The sequence below is a fragment of the Azospirillum sp. FG154 genome (assembly GCF_057809575.1).
This window is the reverse complement of record NZ_JBMDKF010000003.1, coordinates 321381-339126: the sequence shown is the minus strand read 5'-3', so window position 1 is coordinate 339126 and position 17746 is coordinate 321381. Positions and strand designations below refer to the sequence as shown.

Annotated in this window: 15 protein-coding genes; 5 read left to right on the top strand and 10 right to left on the bottom strand. The window is 65.4% G+C overall.

Annotation, left to right across the window (positions count from 1 at the left end):
- Positions 1-325: 325 nt before the first annotated feature.
- Complete coding sequence (locus ACODS4_RS05750; RefSeq protein ID WP_488861561.1) at positions 326-838, top strand: hypothetical protein; 513 nt, start codon at positions 326-328, stop codon at positions 836-838.
- Here ACODS4_RS05750 and ACODS4_RS05745 read toward each other — a convergent pair.
- On the bottom strand, positions 722-1693 hold the full coding sequence (locus tag ACODS4_RS05745) for a hypothetical protein (protein WP_488861559.1): 972 nt from the start codon (positions 1691-1693) through the stop codon (positions 722-724). The genes ACODS4_RS05750 and ACODS4_RS05745 overlap by 117 nt on opposite strands.
- Entirely contained in the window at positions 1690-3090 is a 1401-nt protein-coding gene (locus ACODS4_RS05740; protein WP_488861557.1) for a hypothetical protein, read from the bottom strand. The genes ACODS4_RS05745 and ACODS4_RS05740 overlap by 4 nt, the downstream gene beginning before the upstream one ends.
- Positions 3091-3552: 462 nt before the next feature.
- Here ACODS4_RS05740 and metC point away from each other — a divergent pair, with 462 nt between their 5' ends.
- Positions 3553-4731, top strand: a complete 1179-nt coding sequence (gene metC / locus ACODS4_RS05735; RefSeq protein WP_488861555.1) for a cystathionine beta-lyase — start codon at positions 3553-3555, stop codon at positions 4729-4731.
- Positions 4732-4757: 26 nt separating this feature from the next.
- Positions 4758-5177, top strand: a complete 420-nt coding sequence (gene hisI / locus ACODS4_RS05730) for a phosphoribosyl-AMP cyclohydrolase (RefSeq protein ID WP_488861553.1) — start codon at positions 4758-4760, stop codon at positions 5175-5177.
- Between the two features lie 369 nt (positions 5178-5546).
- On the opposite strand, the gene ACODS4_RS05725 is transcribed toward hisI, so the two are convergent.
- Positions 5547-6188 (bottom strand): TetR/AcrR family transcriptional regulator, encoded by a 642-nt coding sequence (locus ACODS4_RS05725; protein ID WP_488861551.1) that lies wholly within the window; start codon positions 6186-6188, stop codon positions 5547-5549.
- Between the two features lie 97 nt (positions 6189-6285).
- Between ACODS4_RS05725 and ACODS4_RS05720 the strand changes: the two genes are divergently transcribed.
- The gene (locus tag ACODS4_RS05720; RefSeq protein ID WP_488861549.1) at positions 6286-7272 is read left to right on the top strand and encodes an aldo/keto reductase; all 987 of its coding nucleotides are present in this window, start codon (positions 6286-6288) and stop codon (positions 7270-7272) included.
- A 40-nt stretch (positions 7273-7312) separates the two neighbouring features.
- Here ACODS4_RS05720 and ACODS4_RS05715 read toward each other — a convergent pair whose 3' ends face one another.
- The 3 genes from ACODS4_RS05715 to dapA are packed head-to-tail and all read right to left on the bottom strand — an operon-like array spanning position 7313 to position 9734.
- Positions 7313-8341, bottom strand: coding sequence for a class I SAM-dependent methyltransferase (locus tag ACODS4_RS05715; protein ID WP_488861547.1), 1029 nt, complete (start codon positions 8339-8341; stop codon positions 7313-7315).
- A 14-nt stretch (positions 8342-8355) separates the two neighbouring features.
- On the bottom strand, positions 8356-8829 hold the full coding sequence (smpB, locus tag ACODS4_RS05710; protein ID WP_298379858.1) for an SsrA-binding protein SmpB: 474 nt from the start codon (positions 8827-8829) through the stop codon (positions 8356-8358).
- A 29-nt stretch (positions 8830-8858) separates the two neighbouring features.
- Entirely contained in the window at positions 8859-9734 is an 876-nt protein-coding gene (gene dapA / locus ACODS4_RS05705; protein WP_488861544.1) for a 4-hydroxy-tetrahydrodipicolinate synthase, read from the bottom strand.
- Positions 9735-9770: 36 nt separating this feature from the next.
- Between dapA and ACODS4_RS05700 the strand changes: the two genes are divergently transcribed.
- Entirely contained in the window at positions 9771-11756 is a 1986-nt protein-coding gene (locus tag ACODS4_RS05700; RefSeq protein ID WP_488861542.1) for a lytic transglycosylase domain-containing protein, read from the top strand.
- A gap of 61 nt (positions 11757-11817) precedes the next feature.
- Here ACODS4_RS05700 and ACODS4_RS05695 read toward each other — a convergent pair whose 3' ends face one another.
- From ACODS4_RS05695 to ACODS4_RS05680, 4 genes are all read right to left on the bottom strand, one after another.
- Positions 11818-12375, bottom strand: a complete 558-nt coding sequence (locus ACODS4_RS05695; protein WP_488861540.1) for a hypothetical protein — start codon at positions 12373-12375, stop codon at positions 11818-11820.
- A 511-nt stretch (positions 12376-12886) separates the two neighbouring features.
- Positions 12887-13042 (bottom strand): DUF1289 domain-containing protein, encoded by a 156-nt coding sequence (locus tag ACODS4_RS05690; RefSeq protein ID WP_488861538.1) that lies wholly within the window; start codon positions 13040-13042, stop codon positions 12887-12889.
- 47 nt (positions 13043-13089) lie between these two features.
- Positions 13090-14982, bottom strand: a complete 1893-nt coding sequence (locus ACODS4_RS05685; protein WP_488861536.1) for a response regulator — start codon at positions 14980-14982, stop codon at positions 13090-13092.
- 37 nt (positions 14983-15019) lie between these two features.
- Entirely contained in the window at positions 15020-17584 is a 2565-nt protein-coding gene (locus ACODS4_RS05680) for a hybrid sensor histidine kinase/response regulator (protein ID WP_488861534.1), read from the bottom strand.
- Between the last annotated feature and the right edge of the window lie 162 nt (positions 17585-17746).

The following is a 17746-nucleotide window of genomic DNA, read 5'->3' as shown; positions in this document are numbered from 1 at the left end:
CCGCGCCCACAGGCTCGCCGTTCGACGGCGGCGCCCGCGCCCGTCACAACCCTCAAAAGTTGATTTTTTCGCCGATGAAAATATAATGATTTTCCCCAAAATCAAACTATTTATTGATGAAAAATTCAGAAAATGCCAACATCATTCATGACAAAACAGCGCGAGATCCCACATCATGGAAAGCAAATCAACGGGGATTGTTCTTATTTTAATTTCAATTTTGTATGTTTTCGTCGGATTTTTCTACACCATCGACCCAACATCAGCGTACGCCCCGGGAACCAACGACTATTGGCAGGCGTTGGCGGCAGGACCAACCACGCGCATGGCGTTCCTTCTCGCCTTCGCCTGCGCTGGAGCGCTCGCCTATTGCGCGCTTCCCGCGCTTGCCTCGCTGATTGCGCCGAATGTCGGCGCCGCGCGCCATGCGGCGGCGCTGGGGCAATTGGGATTCGCGGTGACGGCGATCAGCTATTTCCGCGTGCTGAGCGGCGAGGCCACCCGCGCCGCCGCATACGCCAGCGGGGATGACGCCGTGCGAAAAGCCATCGCCTCCTTCTCCATAAGCCTTGATCCAAAAGGCTGGTTGATGTTCGGCGCGGTCGCCGTCTGCCTGTTTTGCCTGAACGCGGCGGCGCTGCGCCTCCGCACGATTCCGGCGCCCGTCGCCCTGTTGGGCTTGGCGGGCGCCGGATGCTATGGGTTGGCGTTCTGGGGACAATTAACCGGCCAACCCGATCTGACCGCGCTGGCGGCCGGCGTCGGCGCCATCGGCGTCGGCCCGCTTTGGTGGTTGTCCCTGGGGGTGATCTGCCTGCGGCGCTGCCCACGCTGGTGACGCCCCGCCCTCGACCGGCGCCCAACCGCCGGGGTGACGGCGCAGCAAATCCTCTTGCCAGAGCCGCAAGGCGCGGACATGAAGGAAGCGTGGCCGCCGGGTCAGCACCGCCCGCCAGGAGGCGAACATCGGCGTGATCCGCAACGCGTCCTGTTCAACCACCTCTCCCGCCCCGGAAACGACGCGGCGACGGCGCAGGCTGCGCCGTCCGCCCAAGACGGCAAGAACAAGATTCAGCCCAACGGCGCGCGCCCAACCGCCCGACGCCGCGCGCAGCCAGCGAACCATCGGCTGAACGCCCTTCGGCAAAGCGTCGATCAGGAAATCCGATGGCGGCATCGCCGCTTGCGCCGACACCCCGGCAAGAGCGGCGACCTGGACGACGAAGCCAACGCAATTGCGGTCAACCAGGTCAAACTCCGCGCCTTCGGCCAGGCTCCGCGCCTGCCACGCCTCGATCTGTCCGACGATGGCGTCGAAGCGCTCGACCGACAGCGCCACGCGCAGGCGCCGGGGATTCCAATCGATCCGGTCGTATTTGTCGGGAGACAAATACATGCCGGGCATGCGCAGCCCCGGATGCTCGTCCGGTTCGACGCCCAGGCTTTCGTCGGGAAAAAACCCGACGGAGCGGATTCCCCCCTGACCGTCGATCAACCGGACAAAGCAATGCCCGTGGTTGGTCAACAGCCCCGCCTGTTCCGCCTTGCAGATCGACACGATTTCCAAGGCCGGGCCGACGGGTTCGTCTTCGCCCAACGCGCGCGACACCGGCAACCGACGCCACGCCGCGCGCTCGTCGATGCGACCGACCGGCGCGCCGTCAGCGGTCCGGGAAAGACGACGCCGGGTCATTCCGCCGCCGCCCAGGCCACGGGTTCCGCCTTGATCGGCGCCGGGAGATCCCGTTGGGCGTCTTCGATCAGCGACCGATCACTGACCACCCGCAAGCCGCGCGACCGGAACAGATCGATGAAATTTTCATGCGTGTCGAAATAATGGGTGAATTGTTCGCCCGACAGAACGACGTCGCGGGTGATGTCGGCGATCTTCACGCCCTGCACCCGGTCAAAAACGCTGTCGCGGTCAATGTCCCCATCGAAATCCAAATAGGCGCCCGGAGCGATCTGCACCAGCGTCGAGGTGAAAACCGACGCCGTGGCGACCGTGCTGGCCTGGATGTCCGGCGGCACGCGGCCGTTGGCGAACACCCAGGCGCGCCGGTCTGGAAAAGCCAGCAGATAAATGGCCGCGACCAGCTCGAAATTTTCCGCAGACTGGAAGGCCACGGCGTCGATGGCCTTGTTGTCGGTTCGCTCCGTCGTGATCGGATTCCACGTCGGCATGCCGATGATGAGCGGCTCCACCCGCGCGCCATAATGCTGGATCAACCTCTGCCCATGGCGGATCACGGACAGGATGTCGGCCTCCAGAATCTCGGCCAAGCCGATCATGCAGCCAAGCCCCGCCTGCAAGCCGACGCGAATGGCCAACTCCTGCGACCGCATCCGGTGCATCCACCCAACGCTGCGGTCCGATTTCTTGTGAAGACGCAAACCCTGATCGACGCCCCACGCCTTCGGGCCGGATGGAATGTGCGCGTTGTAGAGATCCTCGTCGTAAGTCTCCTGCCAGGTCAGAACGCAATCCAACCCATCCCGTTTCAAGGCGGCGTAATGCTGTTCATGCATCGGAACCAGGCAGAGCGAGACGCGCGCCTGCGGGTTGACCGCGCTCACCTCCTCTTTCAGGCCGCGCACCAGGGACGGCAGAGCGTCGCGCAGGAACTTAAGATCGTCGCCGCCCGCGATTTCAAAGTGGGAAAAGCCCTTGGCCGCCAGACGACGCGCCTGCTGCCGGATCGCCGTTTCGGTGATGGCGAGCCGGATCATGTCCTTGTTGTCCGCCCGCCAGCCGCAAAACCGGCAGGTGGAGGCGCAAAACGACGACACTTCAATCGGCACCATCGTCGACACGGCGTCGCCGAACGCCGACCGGCGCAGCGCGCGGGCCGCGTCCACAACCGTTCGCCGCAGTTCGGGATCCGGTCGATCACGAACAAGCCGAAGCAGAGCCGACACGGCGTCCGGCCCCAGCCCCGCCGCCGATGTCCGCGACGCCAACGCCTGCTCGACCGACCGCGCCGACCCTTTGTCAAACGCATCGGCGCCAGTTTGATAGATCTCGCGCGATGACGAAAACAACGATTGATAAAAACCGTCTTCAATCATCCCATAGGCCGTTTCAGACATTGCTCTCCCCATTTTTATGATTGATCGGGGTGAAATTTTTTAATTCATTATTTTGTTTTAAATTTAATAATACTATTTTCACTCATAATGCTAAATTGATTGACGGTTTGGTGTCAATAAGAAATTATTTGTTATTTCATATCAAAGAAAGTCAAAACCTTATACGTTTTCCTGTCAACACGATATGAATGGATTTTGAACAGAATAAACCTTCATCATCCAATCTCTTTCTATAGCGATTGGATATATCTTATTTTGTTGAGCGGATAACGCTCTGCCCATTTGACATATGACTTTGCAAAATCATGATCGCCGCCGCGACGCCGGGTTTTTCCGCAAAGCGGGAATTTTTTGGTGTTTTCTCACGCCGCCATCGGCGAAAATCTTCCGTGGCGCCAGGGAATGACCGGTGACAAGATGCCCCACCCCGCTGAACCAGCCAGATCACAAGACGGACAGTCGATGAAGGACGTTGCCAAGGACACCACTCTGATCCATGCCGGACGCGATCCGCGCGCCAACCACGGCATCGTGAATCCGCCGGTCTATCATTGCTCGACCGTGCTGTTTCCGACGCTGGACGCGCTGGAGGACAGCGACCGTCGGCCGTTTGAGGTCGTCAATTACGGGCGCGTCGGCACCCCGACCACCCTCGCCTTCGAGCAGGCGGCGGCGGAGCTGGAGGGCGGGTTCCGCGCGGTCAACACCGGGTCAGGCCTGTCCGCCATCGCCACCGCGCTGTCCGCCTTCACCAAGGCGGGCGACCATGTGCTCATCACCGACACCGCCTATGGCCCCACCCGGCGATTCGCCAACGACACGCTGATTCCCTATGGGGTCGAGGTCGAGTTCTTCGATCCCTGCGTCGGGGCCGGGATTTCGGCGCTGCTGCGCCCCAACACCCGCGTCGTCTTCCTCGAATCGCCCGGCTCGCTGACCTTCGAGATTCAGGACGTTCCGGCCATCGCCAAGGCGGCGAAGAGCGTCGGCGCGGTCGTGATGATCGACAACACCTGGGCGACGCCGCTGTTCTTCCGCCCCTTCGACCATGGGGTGGACGTGTCGATCCACGCGGCGACCAAATACATGGTCGGCCACGCCGACGCGATGCTGGGCGTCATCGTCTGCCGCGACGAAGCCACCTGGACCACGGTGAAAAAGACCGCCACCCGCTTTGGCGCCTGCGCCGGGCCGGACGATCTGTTTTTGGGCCTGCGCGGCCTGCGCACGATGTCGGTCCGCCTGAAGCAGCACCAGGAAAGCGCGCTGATTCTGGCCGATTGGCTGGCCGCCCGCCCGGAGGTCAGCCGCGTTCTGCACCCGGCCCGCGCCGATTTCCCCGGCCACGCCCTGTGGAAACGGGATTTCACCGGCTCCAGCGGCCTGTTCTCCGCCCTTCTCAACCCGGTTCCGCGCGCGGCGCTGGCGGCGATGCTGGATGGTTTGGAGCTGTTCGGGCTTGGCTATTCCTGGGGCGGCTTTGAAAGCCTGATCCTGCCCGCCCGCCCGGCGGGGGTGCGCACCGCCACGCGCTGGACGGAGCCGGGTCAATTGTTGCGCCTGCACGCCGGGTTGGAGCATCCCGACGATCTGATCCGCGATCTGGACAACGCGTTCCGCCGTCTCAACGCCGCGCTTTGACCGGCTGTTTGTGAAAGGGTTTTGTCATGACGGACGCCACCGCGTTCGCGGAAGTTCTGGACGCCATCCTGTTCAACGCCGACGGGCTGGTTCCGGCCATCGCCCAGGCCGAGGGCAGCGGCGAGATTCTGATGATGGCCTGGATGAACCGGGACTCGGTCATTGAGACGCTGACCACGGGCCGGGTTTGCTACTGGTCACGCTCGCGCGGCGGGCTGTGGCGCAAGGGCGAGACCTCCGGGCAGGTCCAGCGGCTGAAGGATTTCCGGGTCGATTGCGATGGCGACACCCTGCTGTTGATCGTCGAACAGGACGGCGTCGCCTGCCACACCGGGCGGCGCAGTTGCTTCTACCGCGCCTGGCGCGACGGGAAGCTGGAGATCATCCAGGAGGTCCAGACCGATCCGAGCGAGCTGTACGGCCATCACGGCCACAGCCACGGCTGAACTGGCCCTGGTTTTGGGGGAATCCTGAGGATCGGTCAGTTTGCCGCAGCCCGGCGGCGCGACGATCCCAAACTTGCTTGATCCATGTCAAAGGATGGTTCGGTCAAAAGGGATAGAGATTGTCTTGTCTCAAAACCCTCCCTGTATTCCACTGAGCCGGGCATTCCTATGGATGCCCGGCTTATTTTTGCCCATTCCGTTTCACGCGAAAAACTTCAATACAAATTCGTCTTATTTGATGTGGATCAACGCCGCCCTTATGACCTTCGCATAGGGTCCGTTTGTCTCTAAACCTCCCTGTATTCCCTTAGGCCGGACGTCCTTTTGGATGTCCGGCTTTTTTCTGTTCTGGCCAGCGGCCAAGCCTTCCTATCGCCCATAGGCCCGCATCAACTGGCTCACCGCGTCGGCGATCACCGTTTCGTCGTCCGCCGTCACCGGCAGGCCGAGCATGGTCGGCCAGAACATCACCTCTTTGATTCCGCCCAGATACTGGCTGGCGACCATGGCCGGGTTGGGCGCGTTCAGGCGTCCGCGCGCGTGCTGGCTGGCGATGTAGGTTTCCAGCAGGGCGACGGCGCGGCTCTTGCCTTCCTTCAGATAATCCTCGGCCAGATCGGGGAAGCGCTGGTGTTCGGCGATGACCAGACGCAGCAGCCCTTTCACCTCTGGGCGGCGCATGTGGGTCAGCAATTCGCGGGTGAAGACGGGCAGCACGGCGTCCGGCGGTTGATCGGGCGGCAGGCGGTCGGATTCGGCGACATTCAACCCCTCATACAGACCGGCGACCACGGCGCGGAACAGATCGCGCTTGCCGGGGAAATGATTGTAGACGGTGCGTTTGGACACCCCGGCGTCGGCGGCGATGGCGTCCATCGAGGTCGCCTCGTACCCCTGGGTGACGAAGGCGCGGGTGGCCGCCTGGACCACGGCGCGGCGTTTGGCGTCGCCGCGCGCCCTGGTCGGACCTTCTGCTGTCGGAATCCCTGTTGCGTCGCGCCCGGTTGACATGGCTCTCCCTTTAAAAGTACACTGTACAGTGTAGTGTACTTATCTGACATCCCGCATCACTGTAATCCGCCCTGGATCGGGGCGGGAGAGGAAAACCATGGACACGCGCACCCTGGGTGGTTCTTCGCTGACCGTCTCGGCCCTTGGTCTGGGCTGCATGGGCATGTCGGAATTTTACGGCCCGACCGACGAAACCCAATCGCTCGCCACGCTGGAGCGGGCCTTTGAACTGGGCGTCACCCATTACGACACGGCGGACATGTATGGTTCGGGCCACAACGAAACGCTGCTGGGCCGCTTTTTGGCGGGCAAGCGCGACCGTGTGGTGGTGGCGACCAAATTCGGCATCGTCCGCCAGCCCGGCGTCTACGACCGCAGCATCGACAGCAGCCCGGCCTATCTGCGCCAAGCCTGCGAGGAGTCGCTGAAGCGTCTGGGCGTCGAGGTCATCGACCTTTATTACGCCCACCGCCTGAACCCGGACGTTCCGGTCGAGGACACGGTGGGCGCGCTGGCCGAACTGGTCCAGGCCGGAAAGATTCGCGCGCTGGGCCTGTGCGAGGTGTCCGCCGCCACCCTGCGCCGCGCCCACGCCATCCACCCCATCGCCGCCGTGCAAAGCGAATATTCGCTGTGGACGCGCGACATGGAGACGGAGGTGTTGCCGACATGCCGGGATCTCGGCGTGTCGCTGGTGGCCTACGCGCCGTTGGGGCGCGGCCTGCTCACCGCGACGATCAACGACCAAAAGCAGTTGGCAGACAACGACTTCCGCCGCCTGTCGCCGCGTTTTCAGGATGGCAACCTGGACGCCAACCTGCGGCTGGTCGATGCGGTGAAGGCGCTGGCCGAGGCCAAAAGCTGCAAGCCCGGACAAGTGGCCTTGGCCTGGCTGCTGGCCCAAGGGGCGGACATCCTGCCGATCCCCGGCACCAAGCGGATACCCTATCTGGAGGAGAATGTCGGCGCGGCGTCCGTCGCCCTGTCGCCCGAGGAGGTCGCGGCGCTGTCGGCGGCGATCCCGCCGGGGGCGGCCAGCGGCGACCGTTATCCGGCGGCGGGCATGCGCGGCCTGAACGCCTGACGGGCTTCCAGGTTTCCGGGCTTTCGGGCGGGGGCGCCGGTTACTTCGGCGTCCCCGACCAGACCTGAAATTGCGGGGTTTCCAGCAGCATTTCGGCGTGGCCGAAGGCGGTTTTGAACAGCTTGCCGACGCCCGCCGTGCGCTGCGTCACCGCGATCAGCGTGCCGCGCAGCTTGAGATACTGCTTGGTCCCGGCGACCAGCGCCTCCAGCATGCCGAAATCCTCGTCCTTGCCGCGATGGAGCGGCGGGTTCGACAGGATCAGACCAAAACGCTCGCGGGTTCCCAGACCGGCCAGACCGTCGCTCAACACCATCTCGGCGTCCGGCACATTCTGGCGGGCGGCGTGCAGGGCCACCGCGTCGATGTCCAGCAGGGTCAACAGCGCTTCGGGCTGGCGTTCGCGCACCGCCCGCGCGATGACGCCCGCGCCGCAACCGAAATCCAACACCCGCACGCCCGCCGCGATCTCCGGCAGGACGCGCAACAGGCATTCGGTCCCGACGTCGAGGTGGCCATGGGCGAACAGGCCGGGGTATGAGGTCAGTTCCAGGGCCGCCGCCGGTTCCGGCACGGGCAGGCTGACCGTTTGCCGCCAATCCTCCAACGCGCCATGGGCGGGTTCGGCGGTGCGGCGGGTTTCCAGAACCCGCGCGCGGCGCTTGATGATGAGGGTTTCCGCCCCCTCGACCAACCCGTCAAAATGCTTGACCGCCGAGGTCACGCCCTCGTCGTTGCTGCCGACGATCCACAGCGGCGCGCCGACCGGCAGGCGGGCGGCCAGCGCGTGCAAGGCCATCGTGAAGGAAGCCCAACCGCGCGGCAGGCGCAGAACCGCCCCGTCAAAGGCCCCGTCGGGCGGCCACGCCGTCGCCGCCTTGCCATCCTGCGCCAGACGCAGCCAGGGAACAACCTGCGCCCCGCCCTCCGTCAACGCCTGGGCGATCCCGCCGTCGGAATCGAAGGCGACGAGAATCCGGCCCTGCGGCTTGCGCTCGCTCAACGCCTCCGCCGCGACGGCGGCGATGGTGGAATCGCGATCCGTCGCGCGGTTGTCCAATCGGCTCACAAATCAACCCTTGTTCAATTCTTGTCCCGCATCAGCCGCGCCTTGTCGCGTTGCCAACTGCGTTCTTTTTCGGTTTCGCGCTTGTCGTGCTTCTTCTTGCCGGTGGCGACGCCGATCTCGACCTTGGCCATGCCACGGTCGTTGAAATAGATCGACATCGGAATCAGCGTCATGCCCTTTTGCTTGATCCCGGCGGCGAGCTTGTCCAGCTCGCGGCGGCGGATCAGCAGCTTGCGCGGGCGTTTCGGCTCGTGCTGAAGCCAGCGCCCGGCCTGAAGATATTCGGGGATGTAGGCGTTGAACAGAAACAGCTCCCCACCCTTCAGACCGGCGTAAGACTCGTTCACGCTGGCGCGGCCGCCGCGCAACGACTTCACCTCGGTGCCGGTCAGCATGATGCCGGCCTCCAAGGTGTCGTCGATGAAGAAGTCGAAGCGCGCGCGGCGGTTTTGCGCCGCGTATTTTTTTACTTCTGTGTCGCGCGACAAAGGCTTTCTCCTTGCGGCCTACCGTCCGATCAGGACAGCAGACCGGCTTTGGTCATGGCCGCGCGCACGGCGGCGCGGGCGGTGTCGGTCGCCGGAACCAGCGGCAGGCGCACCTCGTCGGTGGCGAGGCCCAGCAGGCTGGCGGCGAACTTCACCGGGGCCGGGCTGGTTTCCACGAACATGGCGTCGTGCAGCGGCGACAGCACGTCGCGCAGACGGAAGGCTTCCTTCAGGTCGCCCTTGGCCCACGCCGTTTGCATGGCCGAGCACAGCGCCGGAGCGACGTTCGCCGTGACCGAGATGCAGCCCACCCCGCCCTGGGCGTTGAAGGCCATCGCGGTGGCGTCCTCGCCCGACAGTTGGATGAAGTCGGGGCCGACCTCCGTCAACAGGCGGGACGGGCGGGACAGGTCGGCGGTGGCGTCCTTCACGCCGACGATGTTGGGCAGCTTGGCCAGCCGCGCCATCGTCGCCACCGACATATCCACGACACTGCGGCCCGGAATGTTGTAAATGAAGATCGGAAAATCCGCCGCGTCATGGATCGCCTTGAAATGCTGGTACAGACCCTCTTGAGACGGCTTGTTGTAATAGGGCGTGACCACGAGCGCCGCCTGCGCGCCCGCCTTCTTGGCGTGACGGGTCAGCGCGATGGCCTCGTCGGTGGAGTTGGAGCCGCTGCCCGCCATGACGGGAACCTTGCCGCCCGCCGCCTCGATGCACAGCTCGACGACGCGGTTGTGCTCGTCATGGCTCAGCGTCGGCGATTCGCCGGTGGTGCCGCAGGGGACGAGGCCGTGGGTGCCCTGGGCGACATGCCATTCCACGAAGGACTGGAACGCAGCCTCATCCACTTTCCCGCCCTTGAACGGAGTCAAGAGAGCGACGATGGAACCGTGGAACATGGCTGCCTCCTCAGACGGACTGCTGGAAAAAAAGAGTTGCGCACATTAGACCTCCCCGCCGCTGTGGGCAAGAGCGCCCGGATTGCTCTGGCCGCCGCCCTGCTCTGCCTTCCGCTCAGCCTTCCCGCCAACGCCGCCGCGCTCAGCGCGACCGACGCGGCGCTCTACCGGCAGGCCTTCAAGGCCGCCGACAATGAGCGGCTCGACGAGGCGCAGCGGCTCGCCGCCCAAGCCGCCGAACGGCTGCCCGCCAAGGTCATCCGCTGGCTGGCCTTGAGCGAACCGACGAGCGGGGCCGGCTTCGCCGAGATCGCCGCCTTCGTCCGCGACAACCCGTCCTGGCCCAATCTGGCGCAGTTGCGCCGTCAGGCGGAAAAGGCGCTGCCGATCAACAGCGACCCCGCGATGGTTCTGGAGTGGTTCCGGCAATACCCGCCGCTGTCCAACGACGGCTTCCTGCTCTACGCCGACACCCTGATCGGCACCGGCGACGCGGAGCGCGCCACGCCGCTCATCCGCGCGCGCTGGACCGACGCGACCTTCACCGCCGAGGAGGAGGACGCCTTCCTCGCCCGCTACCGCTCGTATTTGCGCCCGCAGGATCACAAGACGCGCATCGACCGGCTGCTGTGGGAGCGGCAGGGGGCGGCGGCCCGCCGGATGTTGCCGCTGTTCGACGACGCTTACGACACGTTGATTGAGGCGCGAGTCGCGCTGGACGGCGACGTCAGCGGGGCCGACGCGGCGGTGGCGCGGGTGGCCCCCAACCTCGCCAACGATCCCGGCCTGCTGTTCGACCGCGCCCGCTACAGCCGCCGCAAGGGCGACGACGCGACGGCGCTGGCGATCATCGCCCAAGCCCCAACCGACATGGGCCGACCGCAAGCCTGGTGGAGCGAGCGCCAATTGCTGGCCCGCCGCGCCATCGAACGCGGTGATTTCAATCTGGCCTATCAGTTGGTCAAGGCCCACGGGCAAAAAAGCGGGACGGGTCTGGCCGAGGCCGAATTCCTCGCCGGATTCGTGGCCCTGCGCTTTCTGGACCAGCCGTCGGACGCCTTTGGTCATTTCCACAAGCTCTACCGCTCCGTCACCGCGCCGATCAGCAAGGCGCGCGGGGCCTATTGGTGCGGACGGGCGGCGGAAGCGCTGGGCCAGACCACCCAGGCCAACGAGTGGTACGCCAAGGCCGCGCCCTACGGCGCCACCTTTTACGGGCAATTGTCGGCCCGCCATCTGGCCAACGGAACCGTCACCCTACCCGCCCCGCCGTCGGTGTCCAACGCCGACGCGACCGCCTTCGAGCGGCGGGAGTTGGTGCGGGTCGCCCGGATGCTGGCCGACATTCTGGGCCGCGACGACGACCGGCTGGCGTCCTTCCTGCGGCGTGTCAGCCTGGAATCCAAGACGCCCGCCGATTACGCGCTGGCCGCCCGGTTGGCGAGCGAGGTCGGGCGGCTTGATTTGGCGGTCGCCGCCGCCAAGGACGCCGCGCAGAACGAGGTGTATCTGGTCGAGGCTGGTTATCCGGTCCTCAACGAGCGGCCCAGCGCCCCGGAACCGGCGCTGATTCATGGGATCATCCGCCAGGAAAGCACCTTCAACACGCGAATCGTCTCGTCGGCGGGGGCGCGCGGTTTGATGCAGTTGATGCCCAGCACGGCGCAGTTGGTGGCGGGAAAGCTGGGGCTGAAGCACACGACGCCCCGCTTGACCGCCGATCCGGCTTACAACATGACGCTGGGGTCGGCCTATCTCAGCGAGTTGATCGACCGTTTCAACGGCTCTTACATTCTGGCCATCGCCGGGTACAACGCCGGGCCGGGCCGGGTGCGGCAATGGATCCAGGCCTATGGCGACCCGCGCAGCGGCAACATCGACCCGGTCGATTGGATCGAGCTGATTCCGATCTCTGAAACGCGCAACTATGTGCAGCGGGTGATGGAGGCGGTTCTGGTCTACCGCGCCCGCTTGCAGGGGCCGAACGCCGACATGAATCTCGACCGCGACTTGCGGCGCTGAGCGTTGACGGACGCCGAGGGGATGGCCCCCATCGGCGTCCACGGGTTCGGCGTCCGCCTCTTCAGAACGCGCATTCCGGGGGAATCGTCGTGTCGTTCCAGTCGGCCAGCGGCAGCGGCGTGGTCGGCACGGCGAAGGGCTTGCCGTTGCGTTGGCCCTTGCCCGACAGCAGATTGACGTCGCAGGTGAAGCCGTTCTTGGGGTCGAGCGTGTCGCGCGCCGTGTAGGTGTAGCCCGCGACCACCAAAGCGCCGTTGCGGACGGCGATGGTCAGTTGCTGGCGCCAGCGGTCCCGCCCGACGGAATCATTCTGGAACACCAGAATCAGCGACCCGCGCGGCGTGGCCGACATGCTGGGTTCGGTTCCCGCCATCGCGCCCTTCCAGCCGACGGCCTGTTTGTACAGCGTCGGCTTGTCCGGCAGGCGACCGCCCTCGCTCAGATAGACGGCGACATCAACCTCGTCGTCTTCGCCGGACATGACCACGCGGTCGGGGATTCCGTCGCCGTTCAGGTCCGCCGACAGTTCGGCGACCGGCGGACGGGCGCGGGTGGCGGCCTCGACCGCCGGAGCCGCGAAAAGCCCGGCCAGCGCGGCGGCGAGGCACGCGCGGTTCATCCTGTTGGTTCGCATCCGCGTTCCCACCATCAATGACTGTTTCAAAGCTTCGCAACAAGCGACGCCATCAGCGCCCAGGGCAACCGCTTGAGCCACGAAAAGCTGAATAAGCCCCTCTCCCCTCGCGGGAGCTACAGCATTCACACATCTTTTTCTTGCTGCAACCAATTAAAATAAAACGGATTTTCCGTCATCCCCGCGCAGGCGGGGATCCAGAGTTTGCCAGACGAACCCTATAGGTAAGTCTGGATTCCCGCCTTCGCGGGAATGACGGAGAAAAGTTCTTTTTCTTCCAATGAGTTGCCTAAACCGAAGATGTGTGAATGCCGTAGCCTCGCGGGAGAGGGGTTGGAGTGAGGGGGAAAAGGAACCCTCCCGGCCCCGTTGGGCCGGGCCGTACCCCTCATCCCAACCTGCGGGAACTATGAACGCCTTTGGCGTTCGGCGTTCCCGCCCCGCAAGGGGAGAAGGGCTTTCTCCCATATCCAGTCGTTCAAGCGATTGCCCTGCATCAGCGCCCGCCAGGTGTCTGGCCATCATCTTGGCCGTCCGCATCCTCGTCATCGCCGCCCAGCGCGGCGTTGATCTGGTCCAGCGTTCGTCCGCAACCCGTGCAGACGTCGCCGTCCATCGCGCACATGCCCAGGCAATCCGGATCGACGCTCATTCGCAAAGCCCAACTCGTTTGACCGCCGCCAGACGCGACGACTTCCCTTACTCCACCATGCCGCTCTGCGCCAGAACCAGGAAGATCTTTTCCTCCAACTGGTCGGGGGTGAAGGGCTTGGCGATGTAGCCGCTGACATGATGGGCCAGCGCGTGTTTCACCGCCTCCAGCGTCGCCAGCGCCGTCACCATCAGAAACGGCACGTCGGCGCGGACGGCACGGACGCGTTTCAGAACGTCCAGGCCGCTCCGTTTGGGCATCATCCAATCGCAGATGATGAGGCTGTAATCGCCGCCGCCCGGCCCGGTCAGACGGTCCAACGCCTCCTGCCCGTCGCACGCCGTGTCAATGTGGCCGACGCCGAGATCGCGCAGGACGGAGGTGACGAAGTTGCGCGGCCCCTCCTCGTCATCGACCGCCAGCACCCGCTGGCTGGCCAGATCGAGGAAGGGTACGCCGACGACCGCCAGCGATTTGCGCAGCCAGTCCGCCCGCGCCAACCGCTCCTTGGAGCTGGACGCGTTCAACAGAAAACCACGGACGAAGCGCGCCCGGTGGGTTTGCCGGTACAGGGCGCGGGCGACCGCCATCCGGCTCTTTCCCTTGCAAAAGGCCCCCTCGCCCGCCAGCCGGACGATCTCCAGAACCGCGTCGGGGGGCGGATCCTCCTTGGTCTGGATCAGCGGAGTCAGAACGCGCTGGGTGCGCAGATAGGCGTTTTGAATGTCGTCCACCTGCCCGGCGATGAACTCGCGGTCCTCGGCGGAAAAGGCGCTGGTCAGGACCATGCCCTGCACCTCGGCCAGCCCCTTCAGCTTCTCCCCCCGCTCCTTCCAGCAATCCAGGATGCGGCCGGGGAAATCGCGGCTGTCGAAGAAGCTTTTCAGATAGTCGTTCACCGCCCGCGCGGCGCTGGGCGACAGCGGCATCTTTTGCAGGATGAACAGGATGCGCAGCTTTTGCGCCAGATTGCGGCCCTTGGTGATTTCCGGGACGGTGTCCTCGTTCACCAGGATGGCGGTGCGCCGTTGCAGCGCTTTTTCCGTCTTGGCGCCGCCGTGATAAGCGCCGTTGGCGTCGCCCTCGGGCAGCCGCAGCCGAGCGGACAGGTCGCTGAGCGCCAAAATCTCGCGTTGAACGGCGTCGACGCCGTGCATGTCCCCGGCGCTGGCGATGGTGAAAAAGGACGGCTTGTTCATCTCCCGCCGGAAGGCCGCCGTCAGCGCCTCGCGCAGGCCCGGCATGGCGCTGCGCCGCGTCAGCGCGTCCAGGCGGCGGAAGATCGGCGGGGCTGTGTCCGGCATCGGGCGGTCTGCGGCCACCAGCGTGACGATGAAGTCGATCAGGACGGGAAACGCCGCGTCCTGGGCGCAGGACGCGGTTCCGGCGTCGCTGGCGAAAATCTCCCCCAGCAGCCGTTCGATGGGAGCCAGCGCCTCGCCGTCCTCCGTCGCTTCGGCCAAGGTCAGCAAGGCCTTGGCCTTGTCGGCGAAGCCGCGCTCGGCGATCACATGCTGGGCCAAGGCCGCGTCGAGCAGGAAGCGGCCAAGAAAGCCGCCCTTGGTCAGCAGCGTCGCCGCCGTCGCCGCGTAGCTGCCCGGAGACAGATCGGGCGGCGGGTTGTCCTTGGCCCGTTCGCGCGTCAGCCGCGCCAGTTCGTTGACCAGCGGGGTGAGCGCGCCTTTGCGGTCCAACGCCCGTTCGGCCTGCGCCAGAATGGCGACGAAGGTGGCGGTGTTCGACAGCGCGTTTTGATGGCGGTTGTTGTGCAGCAGCTCCGTCGCCGTCAGCGCGTTTTCATCCAAGAAACGCCGACAGAATCGCCCAACGCTGTCGCGCGCCGCCGGGGCGTAGAAATCCGCCGGTTCGCGGCATTCCACCGTTTCGGCGGAACCGTCCAGGTCAAGATCGTCCAGGGGTGCGTTGGTGTCCGACGCCATGGGCGCCCGCTCCTCACATCAAACAAAATGGCGCCGGTCAATCGGCCAGAAGATCGCTCAAGGCCTGGAGCAGCCGTTCCGGCGGCACCGGCTTCATGACGATCCGCCGCCCGGCCTGCGCGGTCAGCCCGGCGGCGGTTTCTTTCGAGGCGTAGCCGGTCAGGAAAAGAATGCGCTGGCCGGGGTTGCGCTCTTCCAGGGCGCGGGCCAGATCGGGGCCGTTCATGCGCGGCATCGACACGTCCGACACCACGGCGTCGAACAGGCCGCCCGCCTCGTCGTAGCGCTCCAAGGCCTCCACCCCGTCGGCGGCCTCCGTCACCACGCAGCCCGCCTCTTCCAGGGCCAGCCGCAGATAGGCGCGGACCGACGCCTCGTCGTCCACCAGCAGGATGGACGCGCTGTCGCCGTCGGCGATCCGGAGGGTTTCGGAACCGCTGGCGACGGCGGGCGGGGCGACGATGGGCAGATAGACGGCGAAGCAGGCGCCCTGCCCCGGCGGGCTTTCCAACTCCACCACGCCGCCCGCCTGCTGGGCCGCGCCATAGACCATCCACAGGCCAAGGCCGGTGCCTTTCCCCGGCTCCTTGGTGGTGAAGAAGGGTTCCCAAATCCGATCACGGATGGCGTCGGGCACGCCGGTTCCCTGGTCGGCGACGCGCGCCACCGCGTAACGCCCGTGCGCCAGCCCGCCATGGCGGGCGAAAAAGGCGCGGTCGGGCGTTTCCACCGTCAAGCTGATGCGCAAGACGCCGCCGTTCGGCATGGCGTCGCGCGCGTTCAGCGCCAGATTCAGCAAAGCCTGATTGAGCGTGACCGGGTTGATGAGCGTGTGGGCGGGTTCGTCCGTCAGGTCGATGACCACCTCGATCCCGGCGCTGATGAGCGGTTTCAGAAACACGCGCAGATCGCGGACCAGCGGGGCGATGGCGACGATTTCCCGCTCCTCCGACACCCGGCGGTGCGAGAAATCCAACAATTGGCTGGTCAGGGTCGCCGCCCGCTCCGACGCCTTGGCGATCTCCTGCACGCAGGTCAGCACGCGCGGCGCGTCGCCGGGGTTGCGTTCGGCCAGACGGGCGAATCCGCCGATGGCGGTCAGCATGTTGTTGAACTCGTGCGCGATGCCGCCCGCCATGCGGCCGACCGCCTCCATCTTCTGGGCGCGCTGCAACTCGCCTTCGACCCGGCGGTGGTCGGTGACGTCGTTCAGCACCAACAGCACCGCCGGTTTGCGATGGTAGACGGCGGGCGAGGCCCGGACCTCCAGAAAGCGGTTTTCGCCCGATGGCCGGACGGCTTCGCACTCCACCCGCAGACCGGCGCCCTCGGCGGCGGCGGCGAGTCGCGCCTCCAGCGCCGGGCCATTGTCCAGGAAACGGGCCAGCGGCGCGCCCTCCAACCCTTCGGCGCCGACGCCCAGGATCGAGGCGGCGGCGGTGTTGGCGAAGCGGATGGCCGTCCGATCCCAGATGACGATGCCGTAAGGGGCCAGCTCGACCAGTTGGCGGTAACGCCGCTCGCTCTCGCGCAGGGCCGACACGGTGACTTCCAGACGGTTGGTCTGCCCCGCCAACTCCTCTTCGCGCTTCTTCAGTTCGGTGATGTCCATCAACAGCTTGACCACGCCGCCGGCCCCGGTCGCGTGCTCGCTGATGCGATACCAGCGGCCATCGGACAGCAGGCCGTCCACCGGAGCGGAATGGCGCAAATGGCGCTTCAAGCGCTGCTCCACCCAGGCGCCGACGTCGCCCTCCCCCTCATAGCCGCCGCGCTCCGCCGCCGCGCGGAGAATGTCGGCGAAGCGGACGCCCGGCGTCAGCAAATCGGCGATGTTGGGGTAGGCCTGCCGGTAACGCTCGTTGCAGATCAACAATTGCCCATCGGCGTTGAACAGCACGAAGCCTTCGGAAATGCTGTCGAGCGCGTCATGGACCACCGTCTGCATGAAGCGCGCCTCGACCAGCGCCAGCGTTTCCGCCGTGCAGTCCATGCCGCAGCCGCGATAGCCGAGAAACCGCCCTTGCGGATCGCGCACCGCCGTGGCGTTGAGCCGCAGGATCAGCGCGCGCCCGTCGGCGTCGGCGACGGTAATTTCCAACTCTTGAAAGGGGCGACCGGCGACGATGTCGGCGCGGTATTCCATCCAGGTGTGGGCGTCTTCGACCAGAGGCTCAAGATCCAGCAGGGTGTCGCCAAACAGCGCGACCGGATCGGCGCCCAGAATCTCGCCCAGCCGATCCGAAACGAAGACATAGCGATGGTTGGCGTCGGTTTCCCAAAACCAATCGGTGGACGCCTCGGTGAAATCGCGGGCGCGGCGGCGGCTGTCGCGCAGATCCTGCGTCGCGCTCAGCAGAGCGTCGTTGTTGCGACGCAAAATCGCGGCGGCGACGCGGGATTGACGCAGCCCCCACCCCGCCAGCGCGGTCATCGCCGTCAGCGCGCCGATGGCAAGGCCGTTCGCCTCGCCCGACGCCGCCAGCCCGGCGATGGCCCCAACCCCCACCATCCCGGCGAGAAGCGGGGGAAGCGCCGACGACAGCCCGGACGAAGCGCCAATCCGATTGCGCGTGGAACCTGAATCGTCGGCAACGTCCACGGAACCTCCGTCGAGCAAAGAGGGGGTTTGGCGGCGTTCATCCGCCAAACGTCCTCTGTCTTAAGAGATAAGCCGTTAACGCGAAGTTTCGTGATGGTGATTAAATCTTTCAACCATCGGAAAATCCCAATCAACTTGACGCGAAAAAGATGTGCGGCGCTC